Source organism: Roseinatronobacter ekhonensis, assembly GCF_900499075.1.
Classification (GTDB): domain Bacteria; phylum Pseudomonadota; class Alphaproteobacteria; order Rhodobacterales; family Rhodobacteraceae; genus Roseinatronobacter; species Roseinatronobacter ekhonensis.
In genome coordinates this window covers 52,087-70,850 of sequence record NZ_UIHC01000012.1, presented here as the reverse complement: position 1 = coordinate 70,850, position 18,764 = coordinate 52,087, and the positions used below count along the sequence as shown (strand labels likewise).

The window sequence follows — 18,764 nt, the reverse complement described above, 5'->3', positions numbered from 1 at the left end:
ATCTGAAATTTTCGAGAAATTCAAAACAATGACCCAAACCAAACTTGACAGCTTCGATCATGCGATTCTGCGGAATCTTGCGGTGGATGGGCGCGTGAGCGTGACGGAATTGGCCGGTCGTATCGGGCTGACCAAATCGCCCACGCAAGCGCGGTTGCGTCGGCTGGAAGAGCAGGGGGTCATCTTGGGGTATCGTGCGCTCATCGACCCCCACCAGATAGATGCGGCCCATATCGCGTTTGTCGAAGTCAAGCTGTCAGACACCCGCGAGGGCGCGCTGAGCGCCTTTGAAGAGGCTGTGCGCCGGGTGCCGGAAATAGAGGAATGTCACCTTATCGCAGGGGCGTTCGACTATCTGTTGAAGGTGCGTTCGCGCGATATTGCCACCTATCGACGGGTGCTGGCCGAACATATTTCCGGCTTGCCGAGTATCACCTCGACCTCTACCCATGTGGTGATGGAGGCCGTCAAGGAGACCGGCGCACAGTCTATGGTCTAGGGCGCGCAGCCTAGCCGTTGGCCGCGCTCCGCCGTGATGCGACGCTGTCGCGGGCATCCTCGGCGTTCAGATCCTCGACCGTGTCGCGCAATTCGCTTAGCAAATTCAGCAGGCTTTCCAACCGTTCGGCCCCGAACGCCTTGGCCAGACGCTGGTAATCGGGCTCTGATTCCTCCAGAACCTCTTCGAACAGCGCGCGCCCCGCATCCGTCAGCGTGACCCGGTGGCGGCGCGCATCGCTGCAATCAACTTGGCTGATCAGCCCGCGCTGGGTCAGGCTGCGGAAAATGCGTGTCAGGGACGGCGGCAAGATCACACAGCGTTCAGACAGGGTGCGCGCGTCCAGCCCCTCTTCCTCTGCCAGTGCGCGCAACACGCGCCATTGCGGCATCGTCAGCTCGTGCCGGTCGATATAGGGTTTGAAATAGCGTGTCGTCGCCTCGCGCGCGCGCAGCAGCGAAATCGGCAAGGATTTCTCGTATTTGCACAGTTCCTTGGCTGTCTGTCCGGGCATCGCACCGCCTTGAATGATTTTTGCGAAGGTAGCAGAGCAACGCGTGCTTTCAAATGAAAACTATCCTGCAAGCGCGAAACCGCCCATGCGCGTGGCGCGCTTGCCTCTTGCGCGTGCGGTCCGGATTGGGCAAGACCGGGGCAGAGCAACCCAAGAGCCAGTTGAAAGGCCCGACCCCATGTCCGACATTTCCGCCGACGCCTATAACGTAACCGCCGAAGAGCTGCGCCAGTTCGTGGAGCGGTTCGAGCATCTTGAAGCCGAAAAAGCGGATATTGCCGACCAGCAGAAAGAGGTCATGGCCGAAGCGAAGGGGCGCGGCTACGATACGAAAGTATTGCGCAAGATCATCGCGCTGCGCAAACGCAAGCCCGATGACATCGCAGAGGAAGAAGCCGTCCTTGAGCTGTATAAATCCGCGCTGGGGATGGTCTAGGCTTTGGGCCGGACTGTTGGGGCGCTGCCCGCCGATTAAGGTTGCAGCAGCGTGACCCCGTCCATCGCTCCCAAGGTCGCGACATCCTCATCGTAAAGTTCTGACAGAAGATCGACCATCTCTTCCGACCAGTCGATGGTCGACACGTCGATGTCGATTTTATCCTCGTCGCAGAACTTGTCCAGAAAGGCCGCGATCACGCGCTGTCGCTGGGCGCGGTCCATCGGGGGGGCGTTGTCCATATAGGCCGCCAGCTTGGCCGCGCCGCCATCGACCATGACGGTATCAAACCAGTCGTAGACATGTGTCAGCGGCTCGCTGCCGTCATATCCGGCAACCTGGTACAGCACGTCTTCCCAGATAAAGGGTGTATCCTCGTCGCACCAAACGGTGATCGGCGCTTCGGGAAACTGCGTGCGGATGGTGCGCACAAGGTCGGACCAGCGCAATTCGGTCGCTTCAAGGTCGCTGCGGATGATACCGGCCTGTTCGTCATTCACCGCGCCCAACAGCGCCGGGATGAAAGAGGCGGGGTTGCGGATGGCCAGATACAGCGACACGTCGTGATCCGAGAACAGCGCGCGCAAGCCCTGCACGCGGGGTTCGGCCATGGGGCAAAACTGCGCGCGGCGCACTGCACTGGGCAGGGGCGACAAGAAACGTGCTGTCGACAAAACCAGCCTGTCGGCGCTTTCAGAGGTGACGATCGAATCCAGCAAAACAGCACCGGCATCCGGGGCAAGCTGCCCTTTGGCGTGGGTTTTGACCGCCTCCAGAATACTGGTGCGATAGCTTGCCGCATCTGGCGCGTCGATGCCGTCGCTGTGCAGAATGGCCTGGTTATGCGTCAAGCAGCTCCGCAATCGTCCGTCATCTGTCAGATGTCCGCCAAGATGTAGTGCAATGTCCATCACGCGACTTCCTTTGTCTTCCGACCCTGTATCGCGCGGAATTGTGACACGATTGGGCTACAATTCTGGCCATTATCCGGCTTTGTTGACTTTACAATGAAAAGCCCCCGAACGTCACTGCGTTCGGGGGCCAATCTGTCAATTCGGTGCAAGGGCGTTAGCCCGCAGGCGCTTCTTCAGCTTCTTCTGCGCCAAAGGTCGCCAGATAGGCAGCGACATCGGCGGCGTCGGTTTCAGACCGCACCTGGAATGCCATCTGGCTGCGTGCGCGGTTGTTGTCCAGCGCTTCGCGCAGGTAGCCGCGCGGGTCTTGAACGTAGCTGATGATCTCTTCTTCCGACCAGATCAACCCGGCTTCAGCACCCGCTGCGACCAGATCATCGCCATAGCGGAACCCGTCGACGATACCAGCCTGACGCCCGATCACGCCATACAGGTTCGGACCTGTGCGCATGTTGGGGCGTCCGGCAAGAACCTCGCCCGAGCCGTCCACGATGTTGTGACAGTTCTGGCACTGGCGCTGGAACACGGTTGCGCCGTCCTCGGCGCTCTGTGCGAAGGCGGGCAGGCCAGACATGGTCAGCGCGAAGGCACCGATTGCGGCTTTGGTTACAAATTTCATGGCAAGTTACTCCCTTTATACTTCCCGCACTCATACATGACCCGCAGCGCCATGGTGTCAACCCACGATTAGGCGACCGCGTGGGCAATCGCGCATTGTTTCCAAAGCGATGCGAGCGCTTCGACGAGATGGTCGATATCGGCGTCCGAGTGCAGCGGACCCGGCGTGATGCGCAACCGCTCGGTGCCTTTGGGCACCGTGGGGTAGTTGATGGGCTGCACATACACACCCCAATCCTGCATCAGGATGTCGGACAGCATCTTGCACTTCACAGGGTCGCCGATCATCACGGGGATGATATGGCTGTCGCTGGCCATATGCGGAATGCCGCGTGCATCCAGACGCGCGCGCAGCTTGGCCACGCGGTCGCGTTGGGCCTGCCGCTCTACATCCGACTGTTTCAAATGCCGGATGGACGCGGTCGCGGCGGCCGCCACGGCCGGGGGCAGGGCGGTTGTAAAGATGAAGCCCGACGCGAAAGAGCGTACGAAATCGCACATCGCCGCCGTGCCGGTGATGTAGCCGCCGACCACGCCGAATGCCTTGCCAAGCGTGCCCTCGATCAGGTCGATCCGGTGCGCCAGCCCGCGTTCTTCCGATATGCCGCCGCCGCGCGGGCCATACATGCCGACCGCGTGGACCTCGTCCAGATAGGTCAGCGCGCCATGCGCCTCGGCCACTTCGACGATTTCGCGCATGGGGCAGATGTCGCCATCCATGGAATAGACGCTCTCGAAAGCCACGATTTTGGGCCGGTCGCCGACGGCCTTCAGCTTGCGGTCCAGATCGCGCCAGTCATTGTGTTTCCAGATCACCTTGTCGGCGCGTGAATGGCGGATACCTTCGATCATGCTGGCATGGTTGCCCTCATCCGACAGGATAACGGCATTGGGGATCTTGGCGCCCAGCATGGACAGCGCGGCCCAGTTCGACACGTAGCCAGAGGTGAACAGCGTTGCAGCTTCCTTGCCGTGCAGGTCCGCCAGTTCCTCTTCCAACAGGCGGTGCAGGTTGTTATTGCCGGAAATATTGCGCGTTCCGCCCGCGCCTGCGCCGCAATTCTGCACGGTCTGGACCATGGCATCGACCACGTCGGGGTGGTGGCCCATGCCCAGATAATCGTTCGAGCACCAGACGGTCACTTCGCTCACGTCGTCGCCGTTAAAATGCTTGACCTTGGGAAAGCTGCCGCATTGGCGTTCCACCTCTGCGAAAATGCGGTAGTTGCCTTCGTCTTTCAGTGTGTCCAACGTGGCTTTAAAATGGGCGTTGAAGTCCATTTAGGTATCCCCTCGGTCGTTATTCAGGTTTTTGTTTTGTCATTTGCCGGGGCCGGGATCATCCAGCGCCAGAGTTTGTCGTCTTGCACGCGCCAGACCATGAACCAATGTTCCAGCAGGGCGAGTGCGGCAAGCATCGACAGCAATGTAAAGCCGATGATGTCGCCTTGGTCCCCGGCCTGATGCGCGCGCCACAGGCGTTCCAGAAAGCAACCCACCGTCAACGCCAGCAGCGTGACAGAGGCCGGGAAGAACCCGCTGACCGGGCCGGGCCGAAAGTAGCTGGCCAGATGGACAAGCGGGCTGGGCAGGAACGCCGTATTGATGAACGGCACACCAAGAAACAGGTTCAGCTTTGCCGACACCCGCGCGAAAAACAAAAGCGCGAATGTCCAGAGTGCGAACGGGTTGGCCGCCCCCCAAGCGGCATAGGCGAGAGCGCCCACCACCACGACCAGCACGGTTTCGTGCCACGCAACGGTGCGGAACGCGGCCAGAAACCGCGCGCGCGCATCCAGCCCCGGTGGGCAAACCCGCGTGTTCGGCCCGGTGATGATGCCCGACAGGAACGCCAGTTCCACCCAGCCCCAGATCGCCAGCGCCGACAGGAACGCGAACCACGCGCCTTGCGGGCTTGGGTCGGCCAGCGTGGCATTCACCCCCAGCACGCCGCCCGCGAACAGGGGCAGCGACAGGATGACCGACCACACATGGCTGTCCGGGCCGCCCCGGTCGGCAACATGCACGCGCCACAGCAATATACCCGTGGCGAACCACCACAGGAACAAGGCTGCCAGCGCGGCTATCCAGGGCGTGTCGAACATGCGCTCTCCGGGTTGGGACCGGGTCGAAAGCGACCCGGTGGTGGGTTTAGTAGGCCGGTTCCAGACGAACCGAGGCGGGCGGGGTCGATTTCTTGACCGGCATCACATAGAGCCGCGCAAAGCCCATTCCGGCGCTGGCCATGGCCGACCATTTCGCCAGTTTGCCACCGACACCGCCCTGCTTTTCCGCCGCTTCCATCTTGCGGAACGCGCGCTCGATCTTCTTCAGCGTCGGCATCCAGGCCGGATGGTCGATGTCCAGCTCCATCGGGAAGACCTGTTTCGCGATCTCACCCGTCTTGCGGAACACTTCCTGGTCATACCAGTCGATATCGACGCCAAGCGCCTTGTGAAATTCAGGTCGCGCATGGTCGCGCACATACATGGTCGCGAACACGGCGGTCAGGAAGAACTTGATCCACAGCTTGTTGGTAAAGCTCTGGGTCAGCTTGGGGTCGGTGCGCATGAGCAGGGCAAACGCCTCGCCATGGCTGAACTCGTCATTGCACCATTCCTTGAACCACTTGAAAATTGGGTGGAAGCGCTTTTCCGGGTTCTGCTCCAGGTGGCGGTAGATGGTGATATACCGCGCATAGCCGATCTTTTCGGAAATATACGTGGCATAATAGATGAACTTGGGCCGGAAATAGGTGTATTTCTTGGCCTTGGTCAGGAAGCCGAGGTTCACGGCCACGCCCGCTTCGCGCAGCGCGTCGTTAATGAATCCCGCGTGGCGGGCTTCGTCGCGGGCCATGTAGTTGAACAGCTCGCAGATATCCTTGTTGTTGCCGCGGCGCTTCATTTCTTTGTACAGCACGCAGCCAGAGAATTCGGCGGTGCAGGACGACACGAGGAAATCGACCAGCTCACGCTTGAGCTTGGGGTCCATCCCGTCCCAGTCGACCTCGTCCCAATCGGCGGTTTTCTTGAAATGGCCCTTGTTCGGGTCAGACTTCATCTGCGCGATCAGAATGTCCCATTCCTCGCGGACCGGGGACACGTCGATGCGGTCCATCTCGTCAAAGTCGGTGGTGTAGAAACGCGGGTTCAGCAGGGTGGATTCCTGCGCCATCGCGTTGGTGTCGAAGCTGTCGCCCATTTCGGCGGCAAGCTCGTCATGGGTGGTGGCATGCACGTTCATAGCGTGATCTCCTCGGAAAACGAGAACTCGCAGAGTTCCATCACTTCAAAATCGCCGGTCAGACGGGTCCAGAGCCGTTCCAGCGCATTGGCGCGGGTGATGACGGCGGTGCGGTCCTCGGTGATGACTTCACCCCAGCCCGCCAGAACGGGCGGGCCTTGAACCAGCACTTCGTCGCCGGGTTCTATGGTAGAGCCGTCATTGAACCGCACATGGGCGTGCAGCGCCTCGAACCGGTGGCTGACTTCGACGGTGCAGGGCACCTGTTCAACTTTCCGAGTAAAGAGTGACATTTGAGAGTTCCCTTGGTTTTTTTATAGGTCTTCTGGTCGGCTTAGTATTTTTGCAGCATCGCCTCGAAGGCGGCCTGATTTTCGGGGCCGAAGACTGTCAATTCGACACGATAATCGGTGAGCGGGTCAATAGCGGCCAAACGACCGTTTTCAAACCGGATGATATCAATCGGCAGGGTCGGGTCAATGTCGTGGCGGCGGCGCATGGTCATCAGGCCATTCTGAATGACGGTGACAAATCCGCCATGGTCCATATCCGCCAGCAGGCTGCCATCGGCGCGGCGCACGGTGACGGCTTGGGCATCATTGCCGATCATACGGATCGACCATTGTTCGACAATCGGGGCCGGGGGCGGGATGGCAGCTTTTTCGCGGCCCGTGACGGCGGCGAAAGTGACAAGCGCGAGGGACACGGCCACAAGCGCGAACATCGCGCGGACCAGGCCGATCGGGATCATGTCGTTATTGTCGTTGTGCTTGAAGCCGGGTTTGAAACCGCTGTGGTCAGTGCTGGACATTGGCATCGCTCCTTATTCGGCGGCGACCAGATCGCCTTGCGGCGCGGTCTTATCGGAGTTGCGTGCGACAACTGGCTGGCTGACGCGCGACTCTGCGGCCTCTGCCAAGATACCCGCGACCTTTTCGGCATCGGGGATGCAGCGCAACGCAGGTTTCGTGACGCGCACATGGCCGGGGCGCAGATGCGGCCACAGGATCAGGTAGGAAAACTGCGTCTCCCCCAGCGTTTCCAGCGCGATGGACCCGACACCATTCTTGCGCAGTTTCAGGTCGGCATTGGCGATCTGGCGGAACGGCAGGTTGAGCGTGACGGTCAGCGCCGCCCCGATGCGCATGGCAACGCGCGCGGTTGTGATGGTGTAGACGGTGCTACGCGCCTGAACCCAAGCCATCAGCAACAGAACCGACACTGCCAGCCCCCACAGGATGGTGTAGGGCAAGCCGAAGGCGAAAGCGCCAGCAGCGCCACCCTCCAGAGCGCCGACGCTGGCGCGCCAGCCGATGACCACGGCGAAATAGGCGGTGATCCAGTTGATCTTGTAGGCCTCGACCGCCAGCGCCCAAGTATCGGGCCGGCCCTGCCACAGGATGTGTTCGTGTTCGGGGGGGCGCTCTGGCAACCCCTTTACAGGTTCAAAAGCGAAATCATCGTGTGACATGGGCCGGTTCCTTATTTTTTATGGGTCGTCTTGGGTCAGGCCGGAGAGGCCATGACCTTTTTCAGCGCATCCATCTGGCTGACACGCTTGTCGGCGGTGTACATGTAGCCGCCCGCGACATAGGCAGAGACCTTCTCTTCTTCGAGCTTGGTGATCTGTGCGTCGGACGCGATGGTCGGAATGCCCTTGAAGCTTTCGCTGTCGAGCGCATTGATCACAACGCGGTCTGCCTTGATCTTGGCCATGGTCATCGGCACCAGCCGCTTGCCGCCATCGTCAAGCGTGACCTCCAGATAGCGCACCAGTTGCTCCGGCACGTCCACCCACATGTCGCTGACCTTGCCCGGCGATTTGCGGTCGTGGCACATGACCATCAGCCCGCGCGGGTCACGCCCTGCGGACACGCCGAATTCGCCGACCTTGGCCATGGGCTGGATCTTGGCATGGCCGTGGCCGTCCAGTTCCGCCTCGTCGCGGCGTGCCGCCCAGGACGCAGGGCCAACGCCGTCTTTCAGCGGGTCGCCCGTGGGCGCAAAGGGAAAACCGCCCGATTGCGCGGTGCGCGCCAGCGCCAGGTCGCGGGTTTCCCGCTCTGCATTGGGCGCTTTGTATTCACCACGGCCATGCGGCAGCAAAAAGGTCTTGGCTTCGGGCACCGACAGGTTCGACCCGGCAGGGCTGCCATCGTCGTTTTCCAGCGGGTAGCCTTCGCGCTGGTTTTCGCGCTGGATGTAATAGATCAGCCCCGCGAAAAACAGCCAGAAGGCGTAAAGCGAAATCAGCGCCAGATCGAAATTGCCAAAGAATATCCAGCCATATGGGGTATCCATGGGTAGTCCTCCGTTTCAGGTCAGGTCGGAAAATCGGCAAGGCCGATCCGTTGGTTGCGTGGTTCATCGGTAAGTATCCGGGTCCGCACAAGCGGCCCGAGTATGACGAGGGTCAGGAACAATAGCCCGATCTCCAGGTGGTAAACGACAGAATAGCCAATATCTGGGGTCATCAGGCCCGCGCCCAGATGGCCCGCATCGGCCAGTGTCTGCACGGTGTCGCGCAGCCCGCCGCCAATGATGGTGGCCAGCCCGGCCGCCGTGGCTTGCGCGGCCCCCCAAGCGCCAAGGGCCAGCCCGCCGCCAACAGCGCCCTGGCGCGGCATTTCCATTGCTGCGGTGAGCGTGGTCACGGCAAACAGCCCCAGCCCAAGGCCGATCCCGAACGCGCCCGCGTAAAACAGCGGCGCAAAATGCAGCGGTCCGGCAAAGATAACGGCGGCAAAGGCGAAAATCCCGAACAGCAAGCCCCGCCCGGCCAAGCGGAACGGGTCGGCATCCTGCCCCAAGCCGCGCGCGGCCCAGAGAAAGCCCAGAAGCGCCCCCACGGCCCAGACCGCCGTCAGCGTCGTTGTCGCTGCGACCGACAGGCCCAGCACATCGCCGCCGTAAGGTTCCAGCAGCACATCCTGCATGTTGAAGGCCAGCCCGCCCACAAAGACCACCGCGAGCAAACGGCCCGCCTGGCCGCCCTTGATATAGTCGTTCCATGCCTCGCGGAAGGACGGGCGCGGCGCGTCGCGTTCCGCGCGGGTCATCGGGCGGACGCGCTCTTGTTTCCACAGCGCCAGAATGTTCAGCGCCAGCGTGATGACGGCGCAGCCCTGCACCACGCGGATCAGCGTCAACTCGCTGAAATCGCGCAGCAAATAGCCCACGATCAGCGCCGAAATCGCCATGCCCGCTAAGAAGGTCACGTAAAGCAATGCCACCACGCGGGGCCGGGTTTCGTCGGTCGCGCGGTCGGCGGCCAAAGCCACGCCTGCCGTTTGGGTCATGTGCAGGCCAAGGCCCGTCATCAGAAATGCCAGAGCCGCCAGAACCTCGCCCGCAAAGGGCACGTCATAGACATTGTCGCCATTCAGCACGATCAGCGCAAAGGGCATGACCGCAAGGCCACCAAACTGCCACAGCGACCCGAACCACAAATAAGGTATCCGTTTCCAGCCAATGGCAGAGCGGTGGTTGTCCGACCGGAACCCCAAGAACGCCCGGAAGGGCGCGATCAGCACCGGCAATGCGATCATCATCGCCACAAGGCTGGCCGCCAGCGACAATTCCACGATCATAACGCGGTTCAGCGTGCCCAGCAGCAACACGGTTGCCATGCCGACGCTGACCTGAAACAGGCTCATCCGCCAGATCTGGCGCAGTGTCAGCCCTTCGCTGGCGGCATCCGCAAAGGGCAGCCAGTTGGCGCTCAGGCTCTTGATCGTGCTCTTGCCGATAATCATGGCTGCACCTTCAGGCATTCGGAAATGTAGAACCCACGGCTCACACGCCCCACGCGGCCCAGACCCGCGACCTGCATCTGACGCCAGTCATGCGGGATCATGGTGGGTGAGCGGTCCGAGCGCGGAAAGATCTTTCCGGCGTTCCACATCGCCATCAACAGCGGCGTGCGTGGGGCGACGGTGAACACCACTTGCCCCACGCGTGACGACAGCCCGTCAAGCGCGGCTTCCAGATCGGGGCGGGTGTAATAGATCAGGCTATCCATGGCGATGACATGGTCGAACCGGCCCAGATCGGCGGCCAGCATGTCGCCGGCGCGAAACGCGACCGTGCCAGCCAAGCCTTGGGGCAGGCGCTGCGCCGCGATATCCACCAGTTTGGGCGATATATCTACCGCCACCACCTCGGCCCCGCGCGCCGCAAGCGCGGCACTTGCCGCCCCGGTGCCACAGCCTGCATCCAGAACCCTTGCGCCGCGCAGATCCTCGGGCAGTTGCCCAAGCATCAGCGCGCGCATCGTGTCGCGCCCCTCGCGCACCGTCTGGCGCACACGGCTGACCGGCGCATCTGATGTCAGACGCTCCCACACGCGCGTTGCCGTGCCATCAAAATAGCTGGCAACGCGGTGGCGCGTGGCGTCATAACTGGCGCTGGATGGGGCCATGTCGCGCATCAATCGAATCCCAGCAGCTCGAATATGTCGCGGTCGGGCAGGGATTGCGGGTTGAACTCTTCGTTGGTGCCGGTCAACAGCGCGTTTGCCAGCCGCAGATACTCGGCGCGGCAGGCCAGAATGTCCTCATCCGCATCCATCTCGAACAGGGTCTTTTTCTTCAGGCGCGAGCGGCGGATCGCATCCACATCGGGCATATGGCCAATACGGTTGAAGCCCACCTCGCGGCAGAAACGGTCCACCTCGTCCGTGGCCTTCGAGCGGTTGGCAATGCACCCCGCCAGACGCACCTTGTAATTGGCTGATTTCGCCTGCACGGCAGCAATGATCCGGTTCATCGCATAGATGCTGTCGAAATCATTGGCGGTCACGATCACGGCCTTGTCGGCGTGCTGCAACGGGGCTGCAAAGCCGCCGCAGACCACATCGCCGAGCACGTCGAAAATGACCACATCGGTGTCATCCAGCAGGTGGTGCTGTTTCAACAGCTTCACCGTCTGGCCCACGACATAACCGCCGCAGCCTGTGCCCGCGGGCGGTCCGCCCGCTTCCACGCACATCACGCCGCCATAGCCCTCGGTCACGAAATCCTCGGGGCGCAGTTCCTCGGCGTGGAAATCCACGTCTTTCAGAATGTCGATGACGGTCGGTTGCAGCTTGCCTGTCAGGGTAAATGTGCTGTCATGCTTGGGGTCGCAGCCGATCTGCAACACCCGCTTGCCCATGCTGGCAAAGGCTGCCGACAGGTTCGAGGACGTGGTCGATTTCCCGATCCCGCCCTTGCCATAGATGGAAAACACCGTGGCGCCTTCGATCTTCTGGCTTGGGTCCAGATGCACCTGCACCGAGCCTTCTCCGTCCCGGCCTTTCAGGTCTGGCATGTCGTCTTTGGGGCTCATGGTGTGTTTCCCTTCATCTTGCGAAAAATACTCCGGGGGTGTGGGGGCTGGCCCCCACGGGCCGAAGTTGGCGAATTTGTGGCGGGGTGGCTCATTCGGCGGCAATCCCTTCCACGCGGTCTTCGATCTCATCAGCGGCATCCTGCAACGCGGCGAGCGTCGCGGCATCGGGTTGCCAGTAGTTGCGGTCCGATGCTTCCAGCAACCGGCCCGCCATGCGCGCGCTGGCTTGCGGGTTCAGGTCGGCCAGACGGCGGCGCATCTCCGCGTCCAGCACAAAGGTTTCCGAAAGGCGCTGGTAGACCCAAGGCTCCACCGTGCCGGTCGTGGCCGACCAGCCCATCGTGTTGGTGACATGCGCTTCCAACTGGCGCACGCCCTCGGCCTTATGCTCCAGCAGGGCTTCGTAAAACTTGGGGTTCAACGTGCGGGCGCGGGTTTCCAGCGCGATCTGGTCTTTCAGCGTGCGTACCTGGCCTGCCCCGCGGGTCTGGTCGCCAATGTAGACCGGCGTATCCTGCCCGCCGCGCGCGCGTTTGACGGCGCGGGCAATGCCGCCCAGCGTGTCGAAATAATGGTCCACGGTGGTGACACCCAGCTCGACCGACTCCAAGTTCTGATAGGCCATGTCCACACGGGCAAGCGAGGCTTTCAGCAGGTCGGGCTGCGCGACGGGTTTACCGTTCACGCCATACGCAAAGCCCTTGCGGGTCTGGTAGGCATCGGCCAATTCGTCCTCGTCGCCAAATGTGGAACTGTCCACCAGCGCATTCACGTTAGACCCATACGCGCCCTCGGCATTGGAGTAGACGCGCAAGGCGGCCTGCTCCAGCGGCAGACCAAGTTCCTGTGCGGTGGCCAAAGCATGCGCGCGGATAAAGTTCTGCGCGGTGGGCTCGTCGGCCATTGCCGCTTTCAAAGCGGCTTCGGCCAGCAGGCGCGTTTGCAGCGGCAGCAGGTCGCGGAAAATGCCCGAGAGCGTCATCACCACGTCAATGCGCGGGCGGCCCAATTCGGACAGCGGGATCAGGTCCGCGCCCGACAAGCGGCCGTAAGCGTCGAAACGCGGGGTCGCGCCGATCAGTGCCAAGGCTTGCGCAATCGGACCGCCATCGGATTTAATGTTGTCCGAGCCCCACAGAACCATCGCCACCGAGCGCGGCAGGGTCGGGTGCGCATCGAGCAGCTTTTGCGCCTGCACGCGGCCTTCGCGGAGCGCGAAAGTGGTCGGCATACGGAATGGGTCGAACGCGTGAATGTTGCGCCCGGTCGGCACAATCTGCGGCGAGCGGATCAGGTCACCACCCGGAACGGGCGCGATATATTCGGCACTCAGCGCGCGCATGATCCCGTCCAGTTCCGCGTCGCCCTGCAAGGCCAGGTCCATCGCGGCGCGGGTGTCATCGTCGCAATCGACCTGCGACAGCAGATGCGCGCGGGCGGCTGCATCCATCTTGCGACCAACAATGTGCAGCCCCTCGGGGATCAGCGCGTCTTCCAGTTCCAGCAGTTTCAGCCACAGCGTGTCGGGCGCGCCCTGCAAATCCAGCGCCTTTGCCTGTTCGGCAATCAGCGCTTCCAGATCGGCGCGGGTCTCTGCATCCTCGGCCACTCCGCGCCAGCGTTGCAGGCTGTCTTTCAGTTCTTGCAGGCCCTTATACAAGCCCGCATGTGCAACCGGCGGCGTCAGATGCGTGATGGTCACCGCGCCAGAGCGGCGCTTGGCCAGCGAGGCCTCAGAGGGGTTATTCGCGGCATAAAGGTAGACATTCGGCATCTCGCCGATCAGCCGGTCGGGCCAGTCGCGCGCGCCCATGCCGGCCTGTTTGCCGGGCATGAACTCAAGCGCGCCGTGCATCCCGAAATGCAGCACCACATCGGCGGCATAGGTGTTGCGCAGCCAAAGGTAGAATTGCGCAAATGCATGGGTCGGGGCAAAGCCGCGCTCGAACAGCAGGCGCATCGGGTCGCCCTCGTAGCCGAAGGTGGGCTGCACGCCGACAAAGACATTGCCAAATTGCTGGCCAAGGATGAACACGCCGCGCCCGTCCGATTGCACTCTGCCGGGGACCGGCCCCCAGACAGATTCAATCGCGGCCAGCGGCGGGCAGTTTTTCACCATCTCGTCGGCGCTGACATGGGCCGCGACATTCGCCTCTTGCCCGTATTGCGCCGCGTTGCCCTTCAGGACCATCTCGCGCAAAGCATCGACATTTTCAGGCACATCAAGGGTATAGCCGTCGGCCTTCATGCGGGTCAGGGTGTTGAACAGGCTTTCAAACACGCTGAGATACGCGGCGGTGCCAACCGCGCCCGCATTGGGCGGAAAGCCGAACAGGACAATCCCGACCTTCTTTTCCGCGTTGCGCTTGCGGCGTAACTGTACGCTGCGCAGCGTCTTCTCGGCCAATGAGATGATACGCTCGTGGCACGGTGCCATCTCGCGCGATCCGGTGGTGACATGGCAGGCCATATGGCAGCCGGTGCATTTCTCGGACCCGTGACGGCCCGCAAAAACCGTGGGATTGGTTGCGCCGTCGATCTCTGGCAGCGCAATCAGCATGGTGGTTTCCACCGGCCCAAGACCTGTATCTGACGCGCCCCATTGCCCAAGCGTCTGGAATTCCAAGGGGTGCGCGACCATGTAGGGCACGTTCAGGCCCGTCAGCGTTTCCACGGCGGCGGGGCTGTCATTATAGGCAGGACCACCGACAAGGCTGAACCCGGTCAGCGACAGCAACGTGTCAACCTGACCCTTGTGATATTCCGCGATCGCGGGGCGTCCGTCCAAGCCGCCTGCAAAGGCCGCGCGCACGGTCAGGCCCTTGGCTTCCAGCGCGCGGATGACGGCGTCGTAATGCGCGGTGTCATTGGCCAGAACGTAGGAGCGCATAAGCAACACACCCACGGTCCCGATGCTGTTTGCAGGGCGCGGCAGGTCGTCGGCGTTCGTGGTGATCCGTTCGGGCAGGTCAGGGTGGTACAGCCCCACCTCAGGGTAGTCGATGGGTGCGGCGGCCCGGACCTCGCCCCATTCGGGGCGGTCCGAATAGCGGCCGATCAGGAAACGCATCATCGATTCAATATTGTCGTCGGACCCGCCCAGCCAATATTGCATCGACAGGAACCACGCGCGAAGATCCTGCGCCTTGCCGGGAACATAGCGCAAGATCTTTGGCAGGCGACGCAGCATGCTCATCTGCTTGGCACCAGAGGCGGGCTTGGATTTGTCGCCGCCGCCGCGCAGCTTTTTCATGATCTTGGCAATGCCCGTGGCGGGTTTGGCCATGTCCAGATCGCCCATCTTGGTGAGCTTGACGATCTGCGGGTCGGAAATGACGCCGACAAACGCATCGCAACGCTCGCGCGCGGCTTGCATTTCGGGCAGGCAGGCCAGAACGTGTTCTTCGATGAAAAGAAGGTTCGCACAGACGATATCGGCCGCGTTGATCGCGGCCTTCGCCCGCGCCAATGCCTCGGGGTTTTCGGCCCATTCGGCGGCGGCATGGATCGACACGTCCAGACCCGGAAAATCGGCCTGCAAGCGCGGCAGGATACGCTCTGCCGGACCGGCCGCATGCGCGTCGAGCGTGACGACGACGAAGCGATACGGTTCGGGCTGGATGTGCTGACTATCGAGCATAATGCGCCTTGGCCTCATAAAGAGTGTCGACCGAGATTTCGTTCAGGCCTTTTTCCGTGGCATAGCTTTCGGTGTTGCGCCGCGCCTTGCCACGCACGAAGAACGGGATTTTCTTGAGTTCACGCTCGGCGCAGGACAGCCAGACCACGTTTTCATGGGCGGCTGCGACCTGTTGGGGGGAAGCGTCGGGCGGGGCCATCGAGGCCCCTTCCGCCGCGGCCGCAGGGGCGGCGGGCGCGCTTGTGTCAGCGCGGGGCGCATGACCGCCATGATGCGAGGGACCGGCGTCGTCGTGGAACTCGAAATCCTCGCGGAACATGTGCAGCAGGTGTTCTTCCAGCCCCATGACCAGCGGGTGCACCCATGTGTCAAAGAGCACATTCGCGCCCTCGAACCCCATCTGGGGCGAGTTGCGCGCGGGGAAATCCTGCACATGGACGGGGGCCGAGATGACCGCGCAGGGAATGCCCAGACGCTTGCCGATATGACGTTCCATCTGGGTGCCGAGGATCATCTCGGGGGCGGCTTGTTCAATCGCAGCTTCGACATCAAGGTAATCGTCGGTGATCAGCGCCTCTAGCCCAAATTCCTTCGCCAGCGCGCGCAGCGGACGGGCCTGTTCGCGGTTGTAGCAACCCATGCCGCAAACCTCGAAGCCCATCTCGTCACGCGCCACTTTCGCCGCGGCCATGACATGGGTGCCGTCGCCGAATATAAAGACACGCTTGCCGGTCAGATAGGTGGAGTCCACGCTTGCGGCCCACCACGGCTGGCGCAGGCGGCTTTCGTCCACCGGAAGGGTGGAGCCGGAAAGCGCGCGCACCTCGTCGATGAACGCCCGGGTTGCATTGGCACCGATGGGGATGGTTTTGGTGAACGGCTGCCCGTGTTCCTTTTCCAGCCAGCGCGCGGCGGACTCGGCGGTTTCCGGGTAAAGCAGCACGTTGAAATGCGCCGCCCCCATGCGTTTGATGTCCGAGGGTGCCGCGCCCATAGGAGCTGCGACATTCACCTCAATGCCCATTTCCGACAGAAGGCCAGTGATTTCGGCGACATCATCGCGGTGGCGAAAGCCAAGCGCGGTCGGCCCGAGGATGTTGCAGGTCACACGCTCGGAGCGGTCCATGGGCTTGGCGAGGGACCGGCAGATTTGCAAAAACGCCTCATCACAGCCGAAATTTTCCTTGCGCTGGTAGCTGGGCAGTTCCAGCGCAATCGCCGGCACGGGCAGACCCATCGTTTCGGCCAGACCGCCGGGATCATCCTGGATCAGTTCGGCGGTGCAGGACGCGGCCACGATCAGCGCTTCGGGCTGGAAGCGGTCATAGGCATCCTGACAGGCGGATTTGAACAGGCCCGCCGTGTCTGCGCCCAGATCGCGCGCCTGAAAGGTCGTGTAGCTGACGGGCGGGCGGTGGTTGCGCCGCTCTATCATGGTGAACAGAAGGTCGGCATAGGTGTCGCCCTGCGGCGCGTGCAGCACCATGTGCATGTTGTGCATGCCGGTGGCGACGCGCATCGCGCCGACATGGGGCGGGCCTTCATAGGTCCAGACGGCGAGCTTCATGGCCGACCTCGTGTCGTGAGTATTTGGGGCAAGATGAAAGGGCAGGTCATTCCGCAGCCTCCATCCGGGCCGGGTGTTGACGGGCGAGCAACTCGCGGCGGCGCAGCGGACGCGCGAAAAGCGAGGCGAGATCGCCCGCCTGCTCGTAGAAATGCACCGGCGTGAACACCAGTTCGATCGCCCATTTGGTGGCCAATCCCTCGGCCTCTAGCGGGTTGGCAAGGCCAAGTCCGCAGACGGTCAGATCGGGGCGCGTGGCATGCACGCGATCAAGTTGCAGGTCGACATCTTGCCCTTCGGAAATGACGGGGCCTTTGGCGATCAGGTCCAGTTCCGGCCCGTGCAGGTCCGCATGCAGGTAGGGGGTGGAGATTTCCACCGCTTCCATGCCGCATTCGCGGGTCAGAAAGCGCGCGAGCGGTAGCTCCAGCTGGCTGTCGGGCATGAAGAAGATGCGCTTGCCACGCAAGGTGGCTGCTGCGGCCGCGATTGCCTTTTCGGCGCGGGCACGGGGTGCGGCGACAACCTCATCGACCTTTTCGGGCGCGATACCAAATTCGGCGGCGACGGCTTTCAGCCAGAGCGTGGTGCCCTCTGCGCCGAAGGGGAAGGGGGCGGTGATGCGCTTGGCGCCACGGCGGGTCAGCGCGGCATGCGTCTCGCCCAGAAATGGTTGGGTCAGGGCGTAGACCGTGTTTGGCCCGATGGCGGGCATGTCTTCGGCACGCCGCGCCGGAAGGCACCGCACAGGGGCAATGCCGATCTGTTCCAGCAGGTTGAGCGCCTGATCCTCGACCACATCGGGAAGCGCGCCGACCAGCAGCAATTCGCGTGCCTGCGTTTGGGGCAGGGCAGGGACGAGCGCGGCGAGGCAGGCATCTTCGCCTTCGGTGAAGGTGGTTTCAATGCCAGAGCCGGAATAGTTCAGCACGCGCACATTGGGCCCGTGTTCCGCGGTCAACCGCTCTGCCGCGCGCGACAGGTCGAGCTTGATCACCTCTGACGGGCAGGAGCCGACAAGGAAAAGCTGGCGGATATCGGGGCGGCGCGCCAGAAGGCGGGCGACTTCGCGGTCCAGCTCTGTATTGGCATCGGCCATGCCGGCAAGGTCTTTTTCCTCGAGGATTGCCGTGCCGAAACGCGGTTCGGCAAAGATCATGACGCCCGCCGCCGATTGCAGCAGATGCGCGCAGGTGCGCGAGCCGACGACAAGGAAAAACGCGTCCTGCATCTTGCGGTGGAGCCAGATGATGCCGGTCAGCCCGCAAAACACTTCCCGTTGCCCGCGTTCGCGCAGGACCGGAGTGTCGCGGCAGCCGGTGGGGGCGGGGGTGTTCATGCTGCGGCCTCCAACGTGCCGCCCAGCCGTGCCATGCGCAGCTTCCACAGAAACTGGCCCGCATTCACGAAATAGGCAATATAGGCGATCAGTGCGAGGATCATCAGGTCTGTCGGGCCCATTGAGCCCGCGAAAAGAGCCACAATGTATATAGTATGCAGCGCGATCACGCCGAAGCTGATGACATCTTCCCAAAAGAAACTTTCGGCGAACAGGTATTGGCCGAACACTTCTTTTTCCCAGATCGCACCGGTGATCATGATGGTGTAAAGCGCGACGGTCTTTACCACGACAGAGGCCGTGGCCAGCCCGTAGCCGTCACCCGTGCTGAGGTAGCGGATGACCAGCACGGCAGAGACCAGGCAGATCAACAACTGCACCGGCGCCAGAATGCCTTGCACCAAGGTCCAGCGCGATGCGTCACGGCGCTTGCGCTGGTCTGCGGTGTATAGCGGTTTATGGGTCCGTGTCCCGCCCATCCGGCGTTCCCCTCTCGATTCCTTGGGATGATGTTACTGCCCTGTTTGGCAAAGTGTCAATTAAAACTTACAACTGTAGCCATGTGCTTTGGAAATAGACACTTGCCCGCATTTTGACGTGCTCAACGCCAAAACCCCTTTATTTATGTATGTTTTAAGAGGCTTGCCCCCGGTTTCGCGG

The 18,764-nt window shown here is 62.2% G+C and carries 19 protein-coding genes; 2 read left to right on the top strand and 17 right to left on the bottom strand.

The window, feature by feature from the left end; genetic code table 11:
* The first annotated feature begins 28 nt into the window (after positions 1-28).
* A complete protein-coding gene (locus tag ROE7235_RS08155; RefSeq protein ID WP_121094472.1) occupies positions 29-499 on the top strand; it encodes an Lrp/AsnC ligand binding domain-containing protein in 471 nt (156 codons plus the stop codon).
* A gap of 10 nt (positions 500-509) precedes the next feature.
* Here the strand turns inward: ROE7235_RS08155 and hpaR are convergent, their stop codons facing one another.
* A complete protein-coding gene (gene hpaR, locus ROE7235_RS08150; protein WP_121094470.1) occupies positions 510-1,013 on the bottom strand; it encodes a homoprotocatechuate degradation operon regulator HpaR in 504 nt (167 codons plus the stop codon).
* Positions 1,014-1,191: 178 nt separating this feature from the next.
* On the opposite strand from hpaR, the gene ROE7235_RS08145 reads away from it, so the two are divergent.
* Positions 1,192-1,449 (top strand): DUF2312 domain-containing protein, encoded by a 258-nt coding sequence (locus tag ROE7235_RS08145; RefSeq protein ID WP_121094517.1) that lies wholly within the window; start codon positions 1,192-1,194, stop codon positions 1,447-1,449.
* 35 nt (positions 1,450-1,484) lie between these two features.
* Here ROE7235_RS08145 and ROE7235_RS08140 read toward each other — a convergent pair whose 3' ends face one another.
* From ROE7235_RS08140 to bchF, 16 genes are all read right to left on the bottom strand, one after another.
* Positions 1,485-2,360, bottom strand: coding sequence for a hypothetical protein (locus ROE7235_RS08140; protein WP_147434186.1), 876 nt, complete (start codon positions 2,358-2,360; stop codon positions 1,485-1,487).
* Between the two features lie 157 nt (positions 2,361-2,517).
* Positions 2,518-2,982 carry a c-type cytochrome gene (locus tag ROE7235_RS08135; RefSeq protein WP_121094466.1) on the bottom strand — a complete coding sequence of 155 codons (465 nt, stop codon included), beginning with the start codon at positions 2,980-2,982 and terminating at the stop codon, positions 2,518-2,520.
* Between the two features lie 68 nt (positions 2,983-3,050).
* Positions 3,051-4,262: a 5-aminolevulinate synthase gene (gene hemA / locus ROE7235_RS08130; RefSeq protein WP_121094464.1), complete on the bottom strand. Its 1,212-nt coding sequence runs from the start codon at positions 4,260-4,262 to the stop codon at positions 3,051-3,053.
* Between the two features lie 23 nt (positions 4,263-4,285).
* Positions 4,286-5,086 (bottom strand): putative photosynthetic complex assembly protein PuhE, encoded by an 801-nt coding sequence (gene puhE, locus ROE7235_RS08125; RefSeq protein WP_121094462.1) that lies wholly within the window; start codon positions 5,084-5,086, stop codon positions 4,286-4,288.
* A gap of 46 nt (positions 5,087-5,132) precedes the next feature.
* Positions 5,133-6,227, bottom strand: coding sequence for a magnesium-protoporphyrin IX monomethyl ester (oxidative) cyclase (acsF, locus tag ROE7235_RS08120; protein ID WP_121094460.1), 1,095 nt, complete (start codon positions 6,225-6,227; stop codon positions 5,133-5,135).
* Positions 6,224-6,520 carry an O2-dependent cyclase accessory protein gene (locus tag ROE7235_RS08115; RefSeq protein ID WP_121094458.1) on the bottom strand — a complete coding sequence of 99 codons (297 nt, stop codon included), beginning with the start codon at positions 6,518-6,520 and terminating at the stop codon, positions 6,224-6,226. Before ROE7235_RS08115 ends, acsF begins: the two co-directional genes overlap by 4 nt.
* Positions 6,521-6,561: 41 nt before the next feature.
* The gene (gene puhC, locus ROE7235_RS08110) at positions 6,562-7,038 is read right to left on the bottom strand and encodes a photosynthetic complex assembly protein PuhC (protein WP_183073406.1); all 477 of its coding nucleotides are present in this window, start codon (positions 7,036-7,038) and stop codon (positions 6,562-6,564) included.
* A 12-nt stretch (positions 7,039-7,050) separates the two neighbouring features.
* A complete protein-coding gene (gene puhB, locus ROE7235_RS08105; protein WP_121094455.1) occupies positions 7,051-7,698 on the bottom strand; it encodes a photosynthetic complex putative assembly protein PuhB in 648 nt (215 codons plus the stop codon).
* Between the two features lie 35 nt (positions 7,699-7,733).
* A complete protein-coding gene (gene puhA, locus ROE7235_RS08100) occupies positions 7,734-8,528 on the bottom strand; it encodes a photosynthetic reaction center subunit H (RefSeq protein ID WP_121094453.1) in 795 nt (264 codons plus the stop codon).
* A 20-nt stretch (positions 8,529-8,548) separates the two neighbouring features.
* Positions 8,549-9,982 carry a PucC family protein gene (locus ROE7235_RS08095; protein ID WP_121094451.1) on the bottom strand — a complete coding sequence of 478 codons (1,434 nt, stop codon included), beginning with the start codon at positions 9,980-9,982 and terminating at the stop codon, positions 8,549-8,551.
* Positions 9,979-10,656, bottom strand: coding sequence for a magnesium protoporphyrin IX methyltransferase (gene bchM / locus ROE7235_RS08090; RefSeq protein ID WP_370743558.1), 678 nt, complete (start codon positions 10,654-10,656; stop codon positions 9,979-9,981). The genes ROE7235_RS08095 and bchM overlap by 4 nt, the downstream gene beginning before the upstream one ends.
* The gene (bchL, locus tag ROE7235_RS08085; RefSeq protein WP_121094449.1) at positions 10,656-11,555 is read right to left on the bottom strand and encodes a ferredoxin:protochlorophyllide reductase (ATP-dependent) iron-sulfur ATP-binding protein; all 900 of its coding nucleotides are present in this window, start codon (positions 11,553-11,555) and stop codon (positions 10,656-10,658) included. Before bchL ends, bchM begins: the two co-directional genes overlap by 1 nt.
* A gap of 91 nt (positions 11,556-11,646) precedes the next feature.
* Positions 11,647-15,198 carry a magnesium chelatase subunit H gene (locus ROE7235_RS08080; protein WP_121094447.1) on the bottom strand — a complete coding sequence of 1,184 codons (3,552 nt, stop codon included), beginning with the start codon at positions 15,196-15,198 and terminating at the stop codon, positions 11,647-11,649.
* Positions 15,188-16,765, bottom strand: a complete 1,578-nt coding sequence (gene bchB / locus ROE7235_RS08075) for a ferredoxin:protochlorophyllide reductase (ATP-dependent) subunit B (protein WP_121094445.1) — start codon at positions 16,763-16,765, stop codon at positions 15,188-15,190. The genes ROE7235_RS08080 and bchB overlap by 11 nt, the downstream gene beginning before the upstream one ends.
* A 46-nt stretch (positions 16,766-16,811) precedes the next feature.
* The gene (locus tag ROE7235_RS08070) at positions 16,812-18,104 is read right to left on the bottom strand and encodes a ferredoxin:protochlorophyllide reductase (ATP-dependent) subunit N (protein WP_121094443.1); all 1,293 of its coding nucleotides are present in this window, start codon (positions 18,102-18,104) and stop codon (positions 16,812-16,814) included.
* Positions 18,101-18,583: a 2-vinyl bacteriochlorophyllide hydratase gene (bchF, locus tag ROE7235_RS08065; RefSeq protein WP_121094441.1), complete on the bottom strand. Its 483-nt coding sequence runs from the start codon at positions 18,581-18,583 to the stop codon at positions 18,101-18,103. The genes ROE7235_RS08070 and bchF overlap by 4 nt, the downstream gene beginning before the upstream one ends.
* Positions 18,584-18,764: the final 181 nt, after the last annotated feature.

What these genes read in the sequence shown, in the direction of transcription:
- ROE7235_RS08155 (WP_121094472.1), top strand. Translation starts at nt 29, where the DNA reads ATGACCCAAACCAAACTTGACAGCTTCGATCATGCGATTCTGCGGAAT.
- hpaR (WP_121094470.1), bottom strand. Translation starts at nt 1,013, where the DNA reads ATGCCCGGACAGACAGCCAAGGAACTGTGCAAATACGAGAAATCCTTG.
- ROE7235_RS08145 (WP_121094517.1), top strand. Translation starts at nt 1,192, where the DNA reads ATGTCCGACATTTCCGCCGACGCCTATAACGTAACCGCCGAAGAGCTG.
- ROE7235_RS08140 (WP_147434186.1), bottom strand. Translation starts at nt 2,360, where the DNA reads ATGGACATTGCACTACATCTTGGCGGACATCTGACAGATGACGGACGA.
- ROE7235_RS08135 (WP_121094466.1), bottom strand. Translation starts at nt 2,982, where the DNA reads ATGAAATTTGTAACCAAAGCCGCAATCGGTGCCTTCGCGCTGACCATG.
- hemA (WP_121094464.1), bottom strand. Translation starts at nt 4,262, where the DNA reads ATGGACTTCAACGCCCATTTTAAAGCCACGTTGGACACACTGAAAGAC.
- puhE (WP_121094462.1), bottom strand. Translation starts at nt 5,086, where the DNA reads ATGTTCGACACGCCCTGGATAGCCGCGCTGGCAGCCTTGTTCCTGTGG.
- acsF (WP_121094460.1), bottom strand. Translation starts at nt 6,227, where the DNA reads ATGAACGTGCATGCCACCACCCATGACGAGCTTGCCGCCGAAATGGGC.
- ROE7235_RS08115 (WP_121094458.1), bottom strand. Translation starts at nt 6,520, where the DNA reads ATGTCACTCTTTACTCGGAAAGTTGAACAGGTGCCCTGCACCGTCGAA.
- puhC (WP_183073406.1), bottom strand. Translation starts at nt 7,038, where the DNA reads ATGTCCAGCACTGACCACAGCGGTTTCAAACCCGGCTTCAAGCACAAC.
- puhB (WP_121094455.1), bottom strand. Translation starts at nt 7,698, where the DNA reads ATGTCACACGATGATTTCGCTTTTGAACCTGTAAAGGGGTTGCCAGAG.
- puhA (WP_121094453.1), bottom strand. Translation starts at nt 8,528, where the DNA reads ATGGATACCCCATATGGCTGGATATTCTTTGGCAATTTCGATCTGGCG.
- ROE7235_RS08095 (WP_121094451.1), bottom strand. Translation starts at nt 9,982, where the DNA reads ATGATTATCGGCAAGAGCACGATCAAGAGCCTGAGCGCCAACTGGCTG.
- bchM (WP_370743558.1), bottom strand. Translation starts at nt 10,656, where the DNA reads ATGCGCGACATGGCCCCATCCAGCGCCAGTTATGACGCCACGCGCCAC.
- bchL (WP_121094449.1), bottom strand. Translation starts at nt 11,555, where the DNA reads ATGAGCCCCAAAGACGACATGCCAGACCTGAAAGGCCGGGACGGAGAA.
- ROE7235_RS08080 (WP_121094447.1), bottom strand. Translation starts at nt 15,198, where the DNA reads ATGCTCGATAGTCAGCACATCCAGCCCGAACCGTATCGCTTCGTCGTC.
- bchB (WP_121094445.1), bottom strand. Translation starts at nt 16,765, where the DNA reads ATGAAGCTCGCCGTCTGGACCTATGAAGGCCCGCCCCATGTCGGCGCG.
- ROE7235_RS08070 (WP_121094443.1), bottom strand. Translation starts at nt 18,104, where the DNA reads ATGAACACCCCCGCCCCCACCGGCTGCCGCGACACTCCGGTCCTGCGC.
- bchF (WP_121094441.1), bottom strand. Translation starts at nt 18,583, where the DNA reads ATGGGCGGGACACGGACCCATAAACCGCTATACACCGCAGACCAGCGC.